This window comes from Chitinophaga sp. 22308, assembly GCF_052045305.1.
Classification (GTDB): domain Bacteria; phylum Bacteroidota; class Bacteroidia; order Chitinophagales; family Chitinophagaceae; genus Chitinophaga; species Chitinophaga varians_A.
Window position 1 is genome coordinate 1 of record NZ_JBQEOP010000005.1, and the last position, 16,158, is coordinate 16,158.

At 52.2% G+C, this 16,158-nt stretch carries 13 protein-coding genes; 11 read left to right on the plus strand and 2 right to left on the minus strand.

What is annotated here, in order from left to right:
- On the plus strand, positions 1-247 hold a 247-nt coding region (locus tag ACTJJS_RS20195), incomplete at its 5' end, for a hypothetical protein (RefSeq protein ID WP_440665018.1).
- A gap of 56 nt (positions 248-303) precedes the next feature.
- On the opposite strand, the gene lepB is transcribed toward ACTJJS_RS20195, so the two are convergent.
- Positions 304-1,503 (minus strand): signal peptidase I, encoded by a 1,200-nt coding sequence (gene lepB / locus ACTJJS_RS20200; RefSeq protein ID WP_440665019.1) that lies wholly within the window; start codon positions 1,501-1,503, stop codon positions 304-306.
- A 176-nt stretch (positions 1,504-1,679) separates the two neighbouring features.
- Between lepB and ACTJJS_RS20205 the strand changes: the two genes are divergently transcribed.
- Entirely contained in the window at positions 1,680-2,657 is a 978-nt protein-coding gene (locus ACTJJS_RS20205; protein ID WP_440665020.1) for a sugar phosphate isomerase/epimerase family protein, read from the plus strand.
- A 5-nt stretch (positions 2,658-2,662) separates the two neighbouring features.
- Here the strand turns inward: ACTJJS_RS20205 and ACTJJS_RS20210 are convergent, their stop codons facing one another.
- The gene (locus ACTJJS_RS20210; RefSeq protein ID WP_440665021.1) at positions 2,663-3,055 is read right to left on the minus strand and encodes a hypothetical protein; all 393 of its coding nucleotides are present in this window, start codon (positions 3,053-3,055) and stop codon (positions 2,663-2,665) included.
- An 89-nt stretch (positions 3,056-3,144) separates the two neighbouring features.
- Between ACTJJS_RS20210 and ACTJJS_RS20215 the strand changes: the two genes are divergently transcribed.
- The 9 genes from ACTJJS_RS20215 (at position 3,145) to ACTJJS_RS20255 (ending at position 16,157) form a co-directional block, all read left to right on the plus strand.
- Positions 3,145-4,359, plus strand: a complete 1,215-nt coding sequence (locus ACTJJS_RS20215; RefSeq protein WP_440665022.1) for a tetratricopeptide repeat protein — start codon at positions 3,145-3,147, stop codon at positions 4,357-4,359.
- A complete protein-coding gene (locus tag ACTJJS_RS20220) occupies positions 4,352-4,903 on the plus strand; it encodes a hypothetical protein (RefSeq protein ID WP_440665023.1) in 552 nt (183 codons plus the stop codon). Before ACTJJS_RS20215 ends, ACTJJS_RS20220 begins: the two co-directional genes overlap by 8 nt.
- Before the next feature lie 218 nt (positions 4,904-5,121).
- On the plus strand, positions 5,122-5,721 hold the full coding sequence (locus ACTJJS_RS20225; protein WP_168872165.1) for an RNA polymerase sigma factor: 600 nt from the start codon (positions 5,122-5,124) through the stop codon (positions 5,719-5,721).
- A gap of 121 nt (positions 5,722-5,842) precedes the next feature.
- Positions 5,843-7,000: a FecR family protein gene (locus ACTJJS_RS20230; protein WP_440665024.1), complete on the plus strand. Its 1,158-nt coding sequence runs from the start codon at positions 5,843-5,845 to the stop codon at positions 6,998-7,000.
- Between the two features lie 272 nt (positions 7,001-7,272).
- Positions 7,273-10,611 carry a TonB-dependent receptor gene (locus tag ACTJJS_RS20235; RefSeq protein ID WP_440665025.1) on the plus strand — a complete coding sequence of 1,113 codons (3,339 nt, stop codon included), beginning with the start codon at positions 7,273-7,275 and terminating at the stop codon, positions 10,609-10,611.
- Positions 10,612-10,632: 21 nt separating this feature from the next.
- The gene (locus tag ACTJJS_RS20240) at positions 10,633-12,216 is read left to right on the plus strand and encodes a RagB/SusD family nutrient uptake outer membrane protein (RefSeq protein WP_440665026.1); all 1,584 of its coding nucleotides are present in this window, start codon (positions 10,633-10,635) and stop codon (positions 12,214-12,216) included.
- Between the two features lie 145 nt (positions 12,217-12,361).
- Complete coding sequence (locus tag ACTJJS_RS20245) at positions 12,362-13,000, plus strand: (2Fe-2S)-binding protein (protein WP_440665027.1); 639 nt, start codon at positions 12,362-12,364, stop codon at positions 12,998-13,000.
- Entirely contained in the window at positions 12,997-13,977 is a 981-nt protein-coding gene (locus ACTJJS_RS20250) for an FAD binding domain-containing protein (RefSeq protein WP_440665028.1), read from the plus strand. The genes ACTJJS_RS20245 and ACTJJS_RS20250 overlap by 4 nt, the downstream gene beginning before the upstream one ends.
- The gene (locus tag ACTJJS_RS20255; RefSeq protein WP_440665029.1) at positions 13,974-16,157 is read left to right on the plus strand and encodes a xanthine dehydrogenase family protein molybdopterin-binding subunit; all 2,184 of its coding nucleotides are present in this window, start codon (positions 13,974-13,976) and stop codon (positions 16,155-16,157) included. Before ACTJJS_RS20250 ends, ACTJJS_RS20255 begins: the two co-directional genes overlap by 4 nt.
- The last annotated feature ends 1 nt before the right edge of the window (position 16,158 follow it).

Here is a 16,158-nt window from a genome sequence, read left to right on the forward strand (position 1 = left end):
TTTCGGGCTTACACCGTTACAGGCGTTGCAGGCTTCTGTGATCAACTCTCCCCTGTTCCTGCATCAGCAAGGCTATGGAGCGCTTGCCGCCGGTAAAAAAGCGGACATCCTGCTGCTTCGTGCCAACCCGCTGGAAGACATTCACAATACAGAAAAAATAAATGCCGTAGTCACGAAAGGCCGTCTGCTGGACCGCTCCGCGCTGGACCAGCTGCTCAATAAAGTGAAAGCGGACAACGCCCGCTGATTTTCCCTGCTGTCATACATACCAGGCGAGGCTACCTGAAGATGGCTTCGCCTTTTTTATTTGATCAGCGTAAAAAACCTGCCCCAGCGGATATAAAAATCCTTATAAGTTTTATGGAAGCTGAACCATATCACCCAGGCTTTGCCAATCAGATGGTCTTCCGGCACAAAGCCCCAGAAACGGGAGTCGATGGACTGGTGACGATTATCACCCATCATCCAGTAGTAGTTCATTTTGAAAGTATAGGCTTTTGTCTCCCTGCCGTTGATAAATATTTTATCCCCTTTCACCTCCAGCTGGTTGTGCTCATAGTTGACGATGACACGGCGGTAAAATGGTAGTACACAGGTATCCAACTGCACCGTGGCACCTTTTTTAGGCACGTACACCGGCCCGTATACATCCTCGCTCCAGGCGTATTTGTCAGGGTCTCCGGGGAAAATGCCTTTGCGTATTTGTATTTTGGGATCTGCATAAATGGTATCGCCCCATTTCTTTACCAGTGCCACTGCTTCCTTCGTAAGATCGTAGGTATAATAACGACTGGAATCTGTTCCCAGGCCATATCCGCCAGACAGGCCAAGGTCCTTTTCCTCTTTATCATTGAACGGTTTACCGCTTCTTGTTTTCACCCGGTAGCTGGTCAACGCGTTCGGTGGCTCAAATCCGGGTTTGCCATTTACGAACAGCTGTCCGTCTGCCACCATGATGGTATCGCCACTGATGCCTACACAACGTTTGATCCAGGTCTCGCGTTTGTCTACCGGCCGGTAAATGGGATCGCTGTAAAACATTTTGAGCGTGTCGGGCGTCATGTTCCGTTTCATCACGTAATAATCCGCGTCATCACCCGATTTGCTGTACAAAGCCGTGTCGCCGCAAGGATAGTTAAACACGATCACATCATTTCTTTCTATGTCACTGAAGCCGGGCAATCTTCTGTAGGGCCATTGTATCGCGGTGGAATAGGCTTTTGCGGTTTTGGTAAAGGGGAGGGTGTGATTCGCAAACGGGAACGCCAGTGGCGTCATGGGAATACGCGGACCATAGCTGATCTTACTAACAAAAAGATAGTCGTGGATTAACAGGGTCCTTTCCATAGAGCCGCTGGGGATCATAAAGGCCTCAAACAGGAAGGTCCGGATCAGTGTGGCCACCACGACGGCGAAAATGGCCGCATCTATCCATTCCCTGACTTTTGATTTCTTTTTTTGGGGTCCCCCGGCCGTTTTCCTCTTCCAGAAAAATAGCTTCATCGAGTTGGCTTTAGGATAATGAGTTGTCTAAACAATTTAACCAATTAAAACCATATCCGGATAAAAATTATTTAGCCGCAAACCCGCTGCAGTAAAGCAGCAGCAACATTTTCCGCGATGATAAAACCGTTTTTCTTAATTTCGGTCATTATCCACGTTGCAAACAATATTATTACATGCATAACTCACGACGTTCGTTTATTCAACAGGCCGGATTACTAGCTGCCGGCATGATGCTTCCCGGCCATCTTTTTGCACAGACGGAAAAAAAAGGCCTCACCCGCAACATCGGGCTGCAATTGTACACGCTGCGCGACCAGCTGGACAAAGACGTTAAAAGCACCATCATCCGCGTAGCGCAGATCGGTTATAAAGAAGTGGAGACTTATTACGGCTATCAGGGTGAAAAAGACAAAGGCACTTTCTGGGGCCTCAAACCGTCGGAGCTGAAAGCCCTGTTCCAGGAATATCAGCTGGCCACTCCCAGCGGGCACTATCAGCTCAACGATTACCTGACCCGCGGCAACGGCAACCCCGCTGCCCTGCAGCCACAGATCGACCTGGCTGCGGAACTGGGCCAGCAGTATTTTATTGTGCCCGTACTGCCGCTTTCCTTGTGGGACAAAAAACTGAAAATGGACGATTATAAGTTCATGGCCGACCAACTGAACAAAGCCGGCGAACTGTGTAAGAAATCAAATCTTCATATCGGTTATCATAACCACTACTGGGAATTTAAAAAACTGGCAGACAGCGCCACCACCGGCTATGAAGTGATGCTTAAAAACACGGACCCAAAATTGGTGTCCTTTGAGCTGGACCTCTTCTGGGCCGTGAAGTCCGGCGTAGACCCGCTGAAGCTCTTCTCCGAAGCGCCCGGCCGTTTCATAGCCTGGCACGTAAAAGACATGGATAAAAAGAACACTGCCAGTCTCACTGCTGCCGGCAATGAAAACAAGACCTCCATGCAGTTATTGTCCAGCGTGTCTTTCGCAGAAGTAGGCACCGGCAGCATCAACTTCCGGCAGATCTTCGCCCAGGCGAAACAGGCCGGCGTACAGCATATCTTCGTTGAGCAGGACAAAATCACCATTGATCCGTTTGACAGCATCACCAAAAGTTACAATTACGTGAAGAACGTATTACTGAAATAAATTCCTCAGCCCCGGGCTAAAGCCCGGGGTATCAATCCCACCAGCAAAGCGGCATACAGTATACCGAGTAATACCCAGGACAATGTCATGGAAAACTGCCCGATAATGGCCGACATCCCCACCACGCAAGCAATCAGGCCACTCGCAAAAATAATCTGCCAGGTAAGCCGCATCCGCATTCCGATACTTAGTAATATTCCCAGCTGCGCTATCATCGTCAATGTGAAACAAATATGTACCGGCCAGTCATCGCGCCAGTTTCCCCCACCAGCCACCAGTAGCCTTATCCACCAATACTCCATTTCATACATCCGCGATTCAAAGAAACTTCCGAAATACAACAGCAGGCTGCAACCTACCAGGCCTGTTTTTACCATAGGGACCAGGACGTTTTTCATAACATTTTTTTAATTCAGATGCCACCCCACGGCTTTTTCCATAATGACGTACTTTCGCATTTCAAACAAAGCGTACCTAAGATATGTCGATGCATGAAATAGAATCCCTGGTGGAGATGTCCGTTTACTGCCTGCATGAAAGCCAGGATAATTCCCTGGACCGCAGAAGCCTTTTTTACAGCCTGTATGAACTGCAGTCGCAGTTTGATACCGGCTTTACCCATTTCCGGGTGATGGACATCCTGACACAACACCGTTTCGTGTATACGTTCCCGATAACCGCGCATCCTGCTTATGCCCAACACCAGGCATTCCTGGACAGCCTTGCCGCTGCTCAGAAGTTCAGCTTTATTTATACCGAACCGGAAAACGAATGGGACGCAGAAACCAACCCGGTAGCCGGTTACGCCCACTTCGACCAGCAACAGCAGCAGTATATCCTCTACTGTGATGCCGGTTCCACCCTGTGGGAGGCTTTTGTGGCCAACGGCACGCTGCAGGGCGCCGACGCTGTGCCGCCGCAGCTGTTCGATGTGTTCACCATGGCCCACATCATTGCCGACAACGCCGCGCAACAACAATACCGCGATGTGCTCGCCAGCTGGTACCACCTGCTGCCTTACATGGTGATGGCCGCCGAACAGGAAAATGAACCCATCGACCAGGAAGCCCTGAAAACCATACTGGGTCACGTAGTCGCCAACGACGCCATCTATGAGGAAAACCTGCCACCCATCGACGAGCTGCCCGAAGGCGGTGAACTCGGCAAATTCTGCGAGTGGTGGTACGCTCCCGCCAAAGGGAAAATGAAAACAGCCGCGGAACTGGACAAAGACATAGCCCTGGACCTGGACGCCGTTCCTTTCACACAGGAAGTGGAGAAAACCGCCGGCTGGTATGACAACGAGGTGCGCAACCTTCTCGAGGGCATTCATCAAAGCATTTCCGATATGGAAGACAACGGCTATGATGAAGCCGCCCAAAAAAGTATTGAAACACGCCTGTTACAAGGGCTGCAATACGCCATCAAAGGCCTTGAGCTGGCCCCTGATGAACCCGGTCTGCTCGTCAATATGGGCTCCCTGTACATGCTGGCCGAAAACTATGAAGAAGCACTGGCCTCCTATAACAAAGCGCTGGCCATTGCTCCGGACAACAGTTATGTACACCTCAACCGTGCCATCCTCTTCTACCAAATGGAAGATGTGCCCATGGCCATTGACTCGTTTGAAAAAGTGCTGGCCCTTGAACCAGGCAATGAATTTGCCCAACAATGGCTCTCCCATCTCAAAAACAATGGATAATACCCTCTCACAAATAGCAACAGCACTCGGCATCACCCTGCCGGGTGCCTATGCCCGCTTCCTCGAAACGGAGCAACTGCGGGAAAGCCGCCTCGTCACCGATCTGGTAAACCTCTATGGCACCAACGATATCGTCACCAGAAACCAGGACTATGAGGTACAACGTTACCTTCCCGGCTATCTCAGCATTGCAGACGACAGCGGAGGCTGCGGTATCTTTCTCAATACCACCCAACCTGCGTTAACCGTGTACATCACCGGGTACGGCGCCCTGGACCCGGAATGCATGGACGTTCTCAGCGACGATTTCCTTCAATGGGCACAACAAGGCTATTCCCTGGAAGTATTACGGGAAGCCCCGGCTTTTATAGCCGCCCGCCAGTCACCGGAAAACCTGCTGCGCAACGAAAGGATCAAACTCCACCAGGCCCTTTCAGCGCTGGAAGCAGAAAAATCCCGGATGGACCTCAAAACCTACCTCCTGCGGAAACGCCAGCTGCAACAGGAAATACAGGACTTTGATGCCCGGAATGGCAAACCATAGTCCCGGGCCTTGGGACTAACGCCCCGGATTACAACCGGCACGGGCTTCCATTACCGCATCTCCTCTCCAAAGGTTCTGGCTTTTTTACCGATTTATCATGTTATCTTTGACGACCCCGGTTGCCATTTCTTTCATTACACTGTTATACCCGTCATTCATTTTATAGTAGTGACCTCGCCGGGGGCCAAATAATTGATTGATAAGTATCTGGACGCAGGATGCAGCACGACGTAGCACAGGAGACGATATTATTTGACCGGATCTCGGAAGGGGACGAAACAGCGTTTGAAGCACTGTTTCATCTTTATGTGCCCCGCATCAGGCCTGTCATCTTCCAGATTATCCAGGAAGAAGCGCCGGTAAAAGATATCATCCAGGAAGTATTCCTCGGCCTGTGGATGGGACGGGATAAGCTGTCCGCTGTCAGCAGCCCCCGCAACTGGATCTTCAAAATGACTTATCACCGTTCCTACAGCTGGCTCCAAAAACAGGGCGTCCGCGAAAAAGCCCGTCACCAGCTGTCCTGGAGCGAAGATGAATATACCAACGTCACGGAAGAAAACCTGTCCCTCTCCGAAACGTCCCGGTTGATACGGGAAGCCATCGCTCAGCTGCCACCGCAGGCCATGAAAATATACCTCCTCAGCCGGGAAAGCGGCCTGAAGATCGCCGAAATTGCAGGCCAGCTGGACATCTCCGTTCAAACCGTCAAAAACTCGCTTGTACGCTCCCTCCGTGCCATCCGTGAATACCTCCTCAAACATGGCATTAGTATCCCTTTGATGCTGCTTTCTTACAGCCTCTCCCACTTTTTTTAAATTTTTTTTCAGACAGATAGGTACTATCGCATTGTTCACGGTACGTATAGGCAGGGATACCCCTGCAACCGGGTCATCCCGCACCAAAATCCAACGTTCACGCGATACTAAAACCACGTCATTGCCAGATACTGAAAGACTGATATATCTATTGTCACAGGCCCGCAAACGCCTCGCCACGCAAGAGGAATACACGGAACTGCTGGAGATGGTCCAGGCAGACGAAACGGGCATGGTCAATGCGCAGATAGAAGCCTTCCACGGCCCCACGGCCCCGGACAGCAACAACCCTGCGGAATGGCAACAACTGGTGACCGATATCCTCGCGGCCGACAAGTCGCGGCCCGCCACCCGCATAAAACCCCTCCGCTGGAGATGGGTGGCCGCTGCCAGCCTGTTACTGCTGGCCTGCGCCGCCTGGTGGTGGCTGCAACCGGCCAAAGCACCGGTGCCGGTACACGCACAAGCCACGCCCGATGTGGCCCCCGGCGGCAACAAAGCCATACTCACCCTCAGCGACGGTTCCCAAATAACACTCGACAGTGCCACCAACGGCGTACTGGCGCAACAAGGCAGCAGCAAAGTCACCAAACTGGCCAACGGTCAACTGGTATACGATGCCTCTGGCAGCAGTCAGGGCAAAATACTGTACAACACCATGAGCACACCGCTTGGTGGACAATACAGCCTTATCCTCCCCGATGGCTCCAAAGTATGGCTCAACGCCGGTTCGTCTATCACCTATCCCACCGCCTTCGCCGGCCAGGAAAGGAAAGTAAGCGTAACAGGCGAAGCCTTTTTTGATGTAGCAAAAAACGCTGCCATGCCCTTCCGCGTCGCAGCTCACAATACCACCGTGGAAGTATTAGGCACTCATTTTAATATCAACGCCTATACAGACGAAGCCACCATCAATACCACCCTTGTGGAAGGCGCCATCAGAGTGTCTGCCCACAACCGCCAAATGGTGCTGAAACCAGGCCAGCAGGCCAGGGTGGGACATACGGACGTACAAGTGGCCGACCAGGTGGACCTGTCCGCCATCACAGCATGGAAAGAAGGGTACTTCTCCTTCACCAACGCGGATTTACCGACTGTCATGCGGGAACTGGCCCGCTGGTACAACCTGGAGGTCAGCTATGAAGGGAAAATACCAGAGCGCGTGTTTAACGGGGAAATAGGTCGCAGCCTCACCCTCGCACAGGTGTTGAAAGGGCTGTCCAAAACAAGGATCAAATACAGAATAGAAGATGGCCACCGGATTATTATCCAGCCATAACCTTTATAAAGAACGATGAAAAACAAAACAGGAACAATGATCAATTCAGGCTAACATAGAGGCACTCCCATGTACTTTAATGAAATAAGCCGGGGATAAAGATTGGCGTCAGAACCCCGGCCTTAGTTCAGCTAAACCAACAAACAAGTCGGTAAACATTCTTCATTAATTCAACCAAACATTGCAAAAGTATGCAAGTAAAGGCTATTTGTAATTCCGGACCCGGTTGTCATCCAAAAAAGGCCGGGCTGTTCAACAAACTTTTGTTAGTTATGAAGCTAACTTCTCTACTGCTCCTGACGGCTATTTTACAGGTAAGCGCTGCCACCAGCGCCCAAACCGTCACCTGGTCCGCCCGCGCGGCCAGTCTCCAGAAAGTGCTGAACGTTATCCGCCAACAAACCGGATATGCGTTCTTCTACGACCGGGAAGACCTGAAAAACACATCACCGGTAACTGTGGAACTGAAAAACGCGTCCCTGCACACCGCAATGGACATCGTGCTGCAACACCAGTCCCTCAGCTACGAGGTACAGGGAAATACGGTATTCATCACCCGTAATGAAAAAACAGAAAAAAATATAAAAGCGGAAGTAAGCAACACCCCTCCGCCGGTAACCATCTCCGGCAGGGTGACAGATGAAACCGGCACAGGCATCCCGGGCGCTTCCGTGATGGTGAAAGGCACTACCAAAGGCGCTATCACCAACCCTAACGGGGAGTTCCAGATCGCCGGCGTGGATGAAAATGCCGTGGTGACCATCACCAGCATTGGTTATACCGCGCAGGAAATAGCCCTGAAAGGAAAAACACATCTCAACATCGTCCTCCAGTCTGATGTGGCTTCACTGAAACAACTGGTAGTCGTAGGTTACGGCGTCCAGAAAAAAGCCAACCTCACCGGCGCGGTCTCCAGCATCGGCAGCAAAGAACTGGCCAACAGGCCCGTTACCAGCGTGAGCAACGCGTTACAGGGCACCATGCCCGGTGTGACCGTAATGGCTGCCAACAGCGGCCAACCCGGTGCCGACGGCGCTAAAATCCGCATCCGCGGTATCGGTACGCTCAATACCACCGATCCGGTGATCGTAGTAGACGGAGTAGTGACCAACGTGGCCAACCTGAACAATATCAACCCGGACGATATCGCCTCCATGTCTGTGCTGAAAGACGCCGCCTCCGCGGCCATCTACGGCTCCCGCGCGGCCAATGGCGTCATTCTCATCACCACCAAACAAGGCAAAAAAGGCGCACCGCAACTTAGTTACAATGCTTACGTAGGCAAACAAAAAGCGACAGGTCTGCCTGACTTTCTGCCTTCCTGGCAGGTAGCCGAACTGGAAAACCAAGCGTCCATCAATGAGGGCGGCGCAGCCAAATATACGCCGGCGCAAATCGCCAAGTACAAAGACGGTTCCGACCCTTACAACTACCCGAACACAGACTGGCTCGGCCTCTTCTATAAAGGCAGCGGTATCCAGCAAAACCATTACCTGGGCCTCACCGGCGGCACCGAGAAAACACAGTATGCATTGTCTCTCGGTCTCTTCGACGAAAACGGCCTTGTAAAGAAAACTAACGCCAAAAGATATACGACGCGTCTCAACCTGACTTCCGAAGTGGCCAACCACGTGAAAGTAAATGCGAACATTGGCTTTACTTCTACCGGTCAGCAAGAACCTTCCAATCCTTACACCGGCGATTTCCAACAGCTGGTAAGACAGATCAACAGGATCAACCCGCGTATACCTTATAAATATGCCAATGGTCAATATGGCTCCATTGGCGACGGCAACCCCATGGCATGGCTGGAAGGCAACAGCCTGAACACCTATTCCTACTACGACCTGGTAGGTAACGTGGGCGTGGACTGGGAGATCGTAAAAAACCTGCACTTCAAGCCCTCCCTGGCTTATATCATGAAGATCAACCACATTAAGAAGTTCAGGGCTGATCAACAATATTACAATGCCAACGGGGACAAAACCTTCTACCAGGGCCCCAGCTCCGTTACCGATCAGAATAACTTCGGCAACACCGTTACCCAGCAGGCATTGCTGGAATATGCCAAATCTTTCAACAAGCACAACTTCAAAATACTGGGTGGTTTCTCCCAGGAACAAACAAAATACTCCTTTGATGAAGGATACCGTAAAGGCTATCTGAACAACGAACTGACCGATCTTAACCTCGGTGCCACTGAAGGACAATATGCGCTCAACTACGGTTATCAACTGGGCCTGCGCTCCTGGTTCGGCAGACTGAACTATGACTTAGACGGTAAATACCTGCTGGAAGCTAATCTGCGTTATGACGGATCTTCCCGCTTTGCAAAGAGCAACAGATGGGGCACCTTCCCGTCTTTCTCCGCCGGCTGGAACATCGACAGGGAGGCGTTCTTCGAGGCGCTGAAACCGGTGGTGTCCAACCTGAAACTGAGAGCTTCCTGGGGCATGCTGGGCAACCAGTACATCAAAGGAATAGATGACGCAGCTTATCCTACCTACCCGTACTATCCCTACATATTCACCGTTGTCGGCAACCAGAACTATGTATTAGGCGGACCGGCAGCCGGCGTAGTGCCAGGCGTGGCCCCGGTTAACGGCGCCAACCCGGACATCAAATGGGAAAGCACCACGGAAACAGGCGTAGGTATCGATGCAGGATTCTTCAACGGTAAACTGAATTTTTCTGCGGACTATTTCCATAAAATGACCAATGATATCCTGCTCGCCATTCCTGTAGCTGCAGCGTACGGCTTCAAAGCGCCTGCCCAGAATGCAGGCTCTGTGCTGAACCGCGGCTGGGAATTTGTGTTGAGCTATGCGGATACCAAAGGAGACTTTAATTACAGCGCCGCTTTCAACACAGCGTTTATTCACAACGAAGTGACCGACCTCCGTGGTTCCGGCCCTATCATTAACGGTTACACCTTCCAGCAGGTAGGTTATCCTGTAAACTCCCTCTACGGTTATATCGCAGACGGTATCTTCCAGTCAAAAGATGAAGTAAAAAATTCAGCTACCCAGTTACCTACCACAGCACCTGGCGATCTGAAATACCGCGATATCAACGGCGATGGCAAAATCACCGGAGATGACAGGCAATACCTTGGCAACTACTTCCCGAAAGTAACGTTTGGCCTGAACCTCAATGCTTCCTGGAAAAATATTGACCTCGGTATCTTCTTCCAGGGCGCTGCCGGTGTTAAAAACTATATCGATGCAGGTAAAATCGGCGCTGTCGGTGGCAACGCCAACAAGCCTACTTCAGCATTGCTGGACACCTGGACAACAGACAACCCGAATGCTTCTTTACCACGCGCCTGGTATAACTATAAACAAAATGATCCCAGCGGCACGCCTTCTTCCTTCTGGGTGAAAGATGGTTCTTATCTGCGCCTGAAAAACCTCCAGGTGGGTTATTCACTGCCTGAAAAAATGATCAAACGCATAGGACTGACCAAACTGCGCTTCTACTACAGTGGCCAGAACATCCTCACGTTTGACCATCTCTACAAATGGATAGATCCGGAAGCGTCTATCACCAGCAGCATCTATTATTACCCGCAGGTGAAAGTGCACACTTTTGGCGTGAATGTTAGTTTTTAACCGTTACGAAAAATCATGATCATGAAAAGAAACCTTCTCTATATACTGCTTGCAGGCGTACTCACACAGACCGCCTGCCAGAAAGATTTTCTGGACAAGTCCCCTTCCGATGGTTACAGCAATGAATCCCTGTGGACCACCGAAGCTGCTGCATCCGCCGCGCTCAACGGGTGTTACAAAGGATGGGAAACCAGCACCAACATCCTCTACATGGATGCTGTAAGTGACAACAGCTACAGCCAATGGGCATGGGACAATTTCCAGCACCTCGGCAACGGCACCGCCACTGCTACCGATCCTCAGGTAGTAAGCCAATGGGATTATGTCACCATCCAAAAATGCAACTGGTTTATTGAAAATGTGGACAAAGCCACCATCGGCGATGACCTGAAAAATCGTTTCAAGGCAGAAGCCCGCTTCCTGCGCGCATACCGCTATTTCCTGCTGTCTCAGCTCTATGGCGACGTTCCGCTGGTAACCAAAAATATCAGCGTAGCTGAAGCCAACAGCATCAGCAGAACTGCCCGCGCGGATGTCCGCAAATTCATCACCGATGAACTCGCAGCCATTGCACTGATACTGCCTGATAAATACTCTGGCAGCGATGTGGGCCGCATCACCAAAGGCGCCGCTTTGTCACTGAGGGCACGCGTGGAACTGTTTGACAAAAACTATGCTGCTGCCATTGAAGACTGTAAAAAAGTAATGGCTTTGGGCTATAGCCTCTATCCCAACTACACCGATCTTTTCCGTCAGGATAAGAAAAACAACCAGGAAGTGATCCTGGATGTTCAGTACAAAGCCAACGAGAAAGACAATGCCAATACCGACCTGGGTATCCTGCCTTCCTCTGGTTATGGTGGATGGGCTTCTCTCAGCCCTACCCAGTCACTGGTAGATGCCTACGAAATGACCAACGGCAAAACCATCGACGATCCTGCTTCCGGCTATAGTGAAGACAATCCGTACGCCAACAGAGATCCTCGTTTAGCCGCCAACGTTGTATATCCCGGATTACAGTACAGTGGCAAGTTCTATGACCCGATCACTTCAGGCGGCGCCGACTACTACAGCGAAGGCAACAACTCTCCTACCGGTTACCTCGTAAGAAAGTTTGTTCCTTTCCTGTCTGACTTCCCTGACATGTGGAATACCGGTGTGAACATCATCGTGATCCGTTATGCAGAAGTACTGCTCACTTACGCTGAAGCACAGATAGAATCCGGTGTGATGGACAACAGCGTATATCAGGCACTGGACGATATCCGCACCCGCGCCGGCATGCCTGTGGTAGACCGCGCTGTGTACAACAACATCGCTTCCCTGCGTACGCTCATCCGTCGCGAACGCCGCGTGGAACTGGCGTTGGAAGGCCTCCGCTGGTATGATATCCAGCGCTGGCAGATAGGCAGCACCGTTAGGACCGGCACCGTATATGGCACCCGCCTCGGCACCGTAGACGCCACCACCGGTAAAGTGACGCTGACCGGCAACCATGTGGTAGTTGAGCAGCGTAACTTCAATCCACAAAGGGATTACCTCTGGCCTGTTCCGCAGAAAGAAAGGGACATCAACAAAACCCTGGGGCAAAATCCTGGTTACTAAGAATTTTTTGACGTACAATTTTGATAAGAAGACCGAAGCGATTTAAACTCGCTTCGGTCTTCCTCTTTTTACCATCCCCCAAAAATCGTAAATCGAAAAATTCCTAAATATTTGTACCTTATTGCTGAATAAAACCCTTGTGTATATGTCACAAGCACCCAACGAAAACCCGTCCTGCCCGGGAAAAAAAGATAAACACGAAGCCAGGCGTGATTTCCTGAAGCAGTCCTCCGCGCTAATGGCCCTGGCGCTCACCCCGCCACTGGTCGTAAAAGCAGGCGAACATGACGAAGCGATCGCCGGCCTGTTTGAAAAAATGCCGCTCAGCCTGGAAATCAACGGGAAAGCTTACCAGCTGTCTGTTGAGCCGAGGGTGACCCTGCTCGACCTCCTCCGTGAACAGCTGAACCTGACAGGCACCAAAAAAGGCTGCGACCATGGTCAATGCGGCGCCTGTACAGTACACGTCAACGGTCAGCGGATCAACTCCTGCCTTACCCTCGCCGTGATGCAGGAAGGAAAAAAAATCACTACGATCGAAGGACTGGCTCAGGGAGATACCTTACACCCTGTACAGGAAGCTTTTATTAAGCATGATGGCTTCCAGTGCGGTTATTGTACGCCCGGTCAGATCATGTCGGCCGTGGCCTGTATCCGCGAAGGGCATGCAGGCTCTCCGGAAGAGATACGCGAGTTCATGAGCGGAAACATCTGCCGCTGCGGTGCCTATGACAATATCGTAGCAGCTATTACGGAAGTAAAACAGGGAGGGCATATCGTATGAACCAGTTTTCCTATGTAAGGCCTGCCAGCCAACAGGCCGCTATTGACGCCATCACCAGGGACAGCGCCGCCCGGTTCATAGCCGGCGGCACCAATCTGCTCGACCTGATGAAAAACGGCGTGCTGGCACCGGAGAGGCTGGTAGACATCAACCGGCTGCCGCTGAAAAACATTGCGTTGAACAATAATATCCTGCATATCGGCGCCCTGGCGCTCAATAGTGAAGTGGCAGCCCATCCGCTGGTAAAAACACATCACCCCTTGTTGTCACAGGCGCTGCTGGCCGGCGCTTCGCAGCAGTTGCGCAACATGGCCACCACCGGCGGCAATATGATGCAGCGCACCCGCTGCAGCTACTTTTACGATATCACCATGCCGTGCAATAAACGGACGCCCGGCAGCGGATGCAGCGCCATCGGTGGCATCAACCGGATGCACGCCATCTTTGGTGCCAGCGATCAGTGTATCGCCGTACATCCCAGCGATATGTGCGTTGCCCTCACAGCCCTCGATGCCACCGTGCTGGTGGCCGGCCCCAAAGGCAAACGCAGCATTCCCTTCGGCGAATTCCACCGGCTGCCCGGCAATACGCCCGACAAAGACAACAACCTCAGCAAAGGCGAACTGATCACCGGTATAGAAATACCAAACAGTCCCTTTACCAAAAACATATATTACCTGAAAGTGCGTGACCGTGCTTCCTATGCTTTTGCCCTTGTCTCTGTGGCCGCAGCACTGGATATCAGCAACAACACCATACGCGGCGCCCGCCTGGCGATGGGCGGCGTGGCCCACAAACCCTGGCGCCTGCACGAAGCGGAAAAAACACTGATCGGCAAAACACCGACGGCAGATAACTTCCGTATAGCCGCTACCGTGGCCACGCAGTCGGCCCGCACTTATACACACAACGCATTCAAAGTGCCCATGGCACAAAACAGTATCGTCACCGCCTTACAAAAAGCAGCTGCCGTATGAAAAAGCAAGCAGTAGGACAATCCATGGACCGTGTTGACGGCCGCCTCAAAGTAACCGGAGGCGCCCGCTACTTCGCTGACCATCAGCCGGAAGGCATGCTGTATGCCGCATTGGTATGCAGCCCTGTCAGCAGTGGCCGTATCACCGCTATTGACGCTACAAAAGCGCTCAGAGCGCCCGGCGTGGCAGACGTGGTGTCTCACCTCAACGCACCGCCGGTTCCCGGTTATAAAATGGAAAATCCCAATCCTAAACAGGGACTCAAAATATTCCATGACGACCGCATTTATTCCAACGGCCAGCCAGTGGCCATTGTGGTGGCCAATACACTGGAGCGGGCGGTATACGCCGCCACGTTGGTGAAAGTCACCTATGCACAGGAAGTACACCAGACGGATATGGCCCGCAGCATGGACCTGGCCTTTCAGAACAAAAACATGAAAGACTACCTGCGCGGCGAGGCTGATACCTGGAAAAAAGCGCCGGTCAACCTGGAAGCGGAATATAATATCCCCATCGAAGTGCACAACCCGATGGAACTGGCGGGCATCATCGCCCACTGGGAAACACCCGATAAACTGACGCTGTACGCCAAAACACAAGGTGTGAAAAGCGTACAACAGTCATTAAAAACACTCTTTCAACTGCCGGAAAGCCAGATCACCGTACACTCGCAGTTCGTGGGCGGCGCTTTCGGCATGGGCCTCCGCATGTGGCCCATGGAAGTGGCCACTATCATCGCTGCAAAAAAGATACGCAAACCAATAAAACTGGTCATCACCCGCAAAGACATGTTCACCCTGGTGGGCTATCGCCCTGCGGCTAAACAACGTATAGGCATTGGCGCTACTGCCGATGGCAAACTGACCGGCATCACCCATGAGGCCGTGGCCAACACTTCACCGTATGAAGATTTTACAGAAGGGATTGTGAACATAACCCGCATGATGTATGCCTGTCCCAATGTAAACACACACTACCAGCTGGTGCCGCTCAACCTCAGCACACCGGTATGGATGCGTGGCCCCGGCGAAGCCACCGGCGCGTTCGCACTGGAATCCGCCATCGATGAACTGGCCCATAAGCTACAGATGGACCCGTTACAGTTGCGCATCATCAATCATGCCGACACAGACCCGGAAAAGAACCTCCCATACTCCAGCAAATACCTGAAAGAAGCCTACGAAATGGGCGCCGCTAAAATAGGCTGGCATCAACGCAGTCAAACTCCCGGCAAACTGGAAGAAGACGGCTGGCTGGTAGGCTATGGTATGAGCAGCGGCGTATTTGGCGCGGGTCGTGGCAGAGCTACCGCCAGCGCCACTTTCAAAGCCGATGGCACCCTGGTGGTACGCAGCGCCGCCGCAGACATCGGTCCGGGTACCGCCACCGCCATGGTACAGATAGCCGCCGATGCTACCGGCATCGATGTTAAAAAAATAAAATTTCTGCTGGGAGAATCGGAATACCCCGAAGCGCCCCGCCAGGGCGGCTCTTCCACGGTATCCACCGTTGGCAGCGCCGTGAATGACGTATGCCGCAACCTGCAACAGAAACTGGGCGAAATGGCCATCGCCAACATCCCGGCGTTCAAAAACCTGAAAGCGGAAAACATTCAGCATGAAGACGGCCGGCTGGTAGCCGGCAACACCCGGCTGGATTATGCCGCAGTACTGCAACAGCAGCAGCTGCCGGAGCTAGTGGTCACCACCACCTCCCAGGCCGGCGACGAACGGAAACAGTACGCCATGTACTCCTTCTCTGTTCATTTCACCAAGGTACATGTACATCCGGCCACTGGCGTGGTACGGATCAAACATATCGTCAGCGTGGCCGATTCAGGCACCGTCGTAAACAGCAAAACGGCCCGCAGCCAGATGATTGGCGGCGTGGTAGGCGGCATCGGCATGGCACTCACGGAAGAAGCCCTGATCGATCACCGCTTCGGCCGTTATGTCAACAACAACTATGCGGACTACCATGTTCCCGTGAATGCAGACACACCGCCAACAGACGTGCTGTTCATCAATAAAAAAGATCCTGTTATTAACCCGATGGGCGCCAAAGGCATGGGCGAAATAGCCCTGATAGGCTTTGCTGCCGCTGTTTCCAACGCGGTATTCAATGCTACCGGCAAGCGGGTCCGCGACCTGCCCATCACTCCCGACAAACTGATTTAAT